Genomic DNA, 3,747 nt, shown 5'->3' on the forward strand with positions numbered 1-3,747 from the left:
CCTGCCGGGCTGGTATCCTCCCCCCCCTTTGCAGTAGACTCGGTGCTCATTTTCCCCCTAAGGAGGACCGAGATGAGTATTACGGTTCAACTTGCCCATTTCAGTGATTGCCACTCCCACTTCGATGGCGCGCCAATGAGCTTCTCCCCTGTCGGTGAAAGTCAGTGGCGCACCCAGTGCGGCGGTTATGCCCGGATCCTGACCCGACTGACCCAACTGCGTGCCCAAGCCGCAGCAGCCGGCCAGCGTTTTCTGTTTCTGCACGGTGGCGACTCCTTTCAGGGCTCTCTCTATTTCAACCGCTTCAAAGGGCGCGCCAACGCCGACCTGCTCGCCATGCTGGCCCCCGATGCCATGGTACTTGGCAACCACGAATTCGATCTGGGCAACGGCCCGCTGGTGGAGTTCTTGCGCCAGCTCGATTTTCCGGTGCTGGCCGCCAATCTGGATAACAGTCAGGAGCCTGCCGACATGCCGCTTGGGCTGTGGGATATTCCCCACCTCTACGACGCCCATCAGCCCTGGCATCGCCAGGTGATCGACGGGGTTCCCTTTGCGCTGCTCGGCATCACCCTCGCCCAGATGGCTGCCATCGCCAACCCGGATCCCCACACCCGTTTCCACGCGGTCGCCGAGACCCTCACTAAAGTGTTGCGGGAGATCAGGCGCGAAGGGATCCACCATATCGTGCTGCTGAGCCACCTCGGGCTGGATCAGGACAAGCTGCTGGCCGAGCGCTTCCCCGAGCTCAGCCTCATCATCGGCGGCCATACCCACAGCCTGCTCGGCGATCTCGCGCCGCTGGGTCTGCCAAGCGAAGGTACCTACCCGCTGATGAACAACGGGGTGGCCATTTTGCACGCTGGCCACAGCGCCCTCTGCCTCGGTGTCTGCGAGCTCACCTTCGATGAGGCAGGCCGCGTCGTGCAAAGTCAGGGGCAGCTGGAGTGGCTCCCCTGGCAGCCCTGGCCATTTGCCTCCACCCCACCCGCCGGGCTCACCTTCTGCGAGCCGGATCCACAGCTTGAACAACATCTGGCCAAACGCTATCGGCCTGAGATAGAGACAATGAGCCAGCGCATCGTCACCCGACTGGCGGCGCCACTTCCCCATCAGCGGCTGCCGGATGCCACCCTGCCCCACGGCAGCCAGCTCGCCCCGCTGGTGGCCCGCGCCATGCTGACCGCCGCCCGTGAACAGGTAGGCGAGGTGGACTTTGCCCTGCACAATGCTGGCGGCGTGCGCTGCTCGCTGGAGCCGGGCCCCCTGAGCGAAGCGGATATCGCCGGTCGCCTGCTGCCGTTTGCCATTCCCCTCACCCTCTATCGGGTGCACGGTCACGAGTTGGCGGAGGCGCTGGAGAATGCCATCGACAACGCCACCAACAACGGCGTGGTCGGCAATGGCAATGGCAGCTTCCCCTACACCGCGGGGGTGCGATTCACCTATCAGGCCGATCGGCCCAAGGGCCAGCGCATCACCCGACTGGAGTGGGAAGCCGCCCCCGGCCAGTGGCAAGCGGTCAATGCCGAACAGGTCTATCGCGGGGTGTCGAGCGCCTATACCGCCTCCGGCAAGGAGGGTTACACCGCACTGGCGAGGACCCTGACCCAGCACAATCAGGAGCTCGGCATCACCCTGGCCGACGCCTTTATCCGCTGGGCCCGTCACCTGCCCACGCTGGAAGCGCAGCCGCCCCTGCTTGAGTACATCCATTGATGCAGAGGGGGAATGGCTTTGCCACATCCCCCTGACGGCCAATATTGCCGCAGCCAGCGCCCGGTTCCCTGCAAGAACCGGGCTTTTTCGAGAATATTTGCCCCACACGGGCCTGCCCCATTGCATCGCACTCACTAGCTCGGCAAGATAGGCCCGCTTTAAAGACCAGCTGCAGGAACAGGCGACTTCATGAATCACTCCATCCGTTTCACTCCCCCTCGCGTCAACCCGGGTATCAAGCCAGCCATTGTGCTGCTGACCGCCTTGCTGGCGCTGCTCTTCTGTCTGCGCAACCCGCTCTTCCACGCCATGGCGCCGGGCTTTGATGCCTCGCTGTTCGCGGTGATGGGCAAGATGTGGAGCGAAGGTGGCGTGCTCTATCGCGACATGATCGACATCAAGGGGCCGATGATCTTCGCCCTCGACGCGCTGGGCTATCGAATGGGTGGTTTTGTCGGGATCTGGGCGCTGGAGTGGGTGCTCTGCTGGCTCGGACTGCTGGCCAGCTGGCAGGCCTTTGCCCAACTTGGCCTCTCGTTCAAGGCGCGTCTCGGCGCCATGCTGGCGGTGCTGGCTCTCTACGGCACCCGTTACTACTACGGCAACATGACTGAGGACTGGACCTTCCACCTCGCCCTCATCGCCCAGTGGGCCTTCATCACCCTGCTGCTGGACAAGGGATTTCGCTGGTGGCCGGCACTGGTAGCGGCTCTTACCTTCGCCATCGTCGCCTGGATGCGCACCAACAACGGCGCCTTCTGGGGCGCCTGGTATCTGGTGCTGTTCTGCCACTGGTGCCTGCACGAAAAGTGGCGTGACGCCATCTTGCTGCTCATCTCCAGCCTGCTGGGGCTAACGCTGATTGGCGGCCCGCTTTACGCCTATTTCCAGCAGCATGATCTGCTTGCGGCCTTCAAATACTACGCCTTCGACATCTTCTTCGAAGGGAGCTACGGCAACGGCTTCTCTCCCATGGTGGGCGCCGTCGGCCTGCTGCGCACCGGCCTTATCATGCTGCTGCCCGCCTTCATCATTCTGATGCTGAGCCGCCGTCAGGAGTGGTATCTGCCCGCCCTGCTGGCGACCCTGTTTGGGGTGCTGTTTACCCTGATCGCCAACTCGGTCTCCGGCCATGTGTTCGATCACTACGACGTGCTCTATCTGCAACTGGCAGTTCTGCCGCTGGCGGTATTGCTGGATCGCAGCGAACAGCAGGCTGATGCGATCGGCCTGCTCTGCATCTCGCTGGTGGTGCTCACCGCCAGCTGGCTGCTGGCCCAGCAACTCGCCTTTGGCTGGAGCACCAAGGAGTGGTCCCTCGAGCGGGTCAACGAGGTGCTCGGTACCAGCCTGCTGTGGGCGCTGCCGGTGCTGATCCTCATCCCCCTCTGGCGAGCCTGGGATGTGCGCAGTGCCACCCCCTGGCTGGCAACGCTGGCCATGCTGCTGCTGATGATCAACAACGCCTGGGAAGGCACCCTCAAGGGTCGCCCTTTCAATCCGGCCGCGCAGGTACGGGTCGATCGCATCAAGGCCGAGACAGTCCCGAGCGACAAGATCTGGGTCGATGGCATCCAGCCGCAATATTATCTCTGGACCGATCGCCAGCCGGCGTCCGCCTATCTCTTCTTTGCCAACGTCAATCCGCCCTATGACGTGCGCGAGCGGGTGCTGGCAGATATCCAGCGCCAGAATCCGAAGTTCATCATCGCCAAGCCGGATCGGGTGAGCGAAGAGCTGAAAAAACCCAGCTCCCCTTCCCATCTCGCCTTCTATCAATACCTGACCAGCCACTATGAAGAGGTGGAGCCGGGTCTCTATCGCCGACGCTGATCGTCAATACGCCCCTCAGGGCGGCCATTGTTGCAATGGCCGCCATTTTTATTGGCTCTGTCCCAATTACGTGTTGAAAGGCTAATGAGGTGTCCTGACAAGTGTATGGAGATGGTATTCACCTGACAGTTGCCCACAAAAGGGAGTGGTCATACGGCTTCAAACCGGATAACAAAACGGTACCCCTACCGTGTT

General features: G+C 62.2%; 2 protein-coding genes. Both read left to right on the forward strand.

The window, feature by feature from the left end; all coding sequences use genetic code 11:
* Nucleotides 1–72: 72 nt before the first annotated feature.
* Nucleotides 73–1,719 (forward strand): bifunctional UDP-sugar hydrolase/5'-nucleotidase, encoded by a 1,647-nt coding sequence (locus tag AB5Y85_RS06425; RefSeq protein ID WP_257688112.1) that lies wholly within the window; start codon nt 73–75, stop codon nt 1,717–1,719.
* Nucleotides 1,720–1,908: 189 nt separating this feature from the next.
* Nucleotides 1,909–3,552 (forward strand): hypothetical protein, encoded by a 1,644-nt coding sequence (locus tag AB5Y85_RS06430; protein ID WP_257688111.1) that lies wholly within the window; start codon nt 1,909–1,911, stop codon nt 3,550–3,552.
* Nucleotides 3,553–3,747 lie beyond the last annotated feature (195 nt).

It is taken from the genome of Aeromonas sp. R3-1 (assembly GCF_040908345.1).
GTDB lineage: Bacteria > Pseudomonadota > Gammaproteobacteria > Enterobacterales > Aeromonadaceae > Aeromonas > Aeromonas veronii.

Excerpts from the sequence above, each read along its gene's own strand:
- AB5Y85_RS06425 (WP_257688112.1), top strand. The coding sequence starts at position 73 with ATGAGTATTACGGTTCAACTTGCCCATTTCAGTGATTGCCACTCCCAC.
- AB5Y85_RS06430 (WP_257688111.1), top strand. The coding sequence starts at position 1,909 with ATGAATCACTCCATCCGTTTCACTCCCCCTCGCGTCAACCCGGGTATC.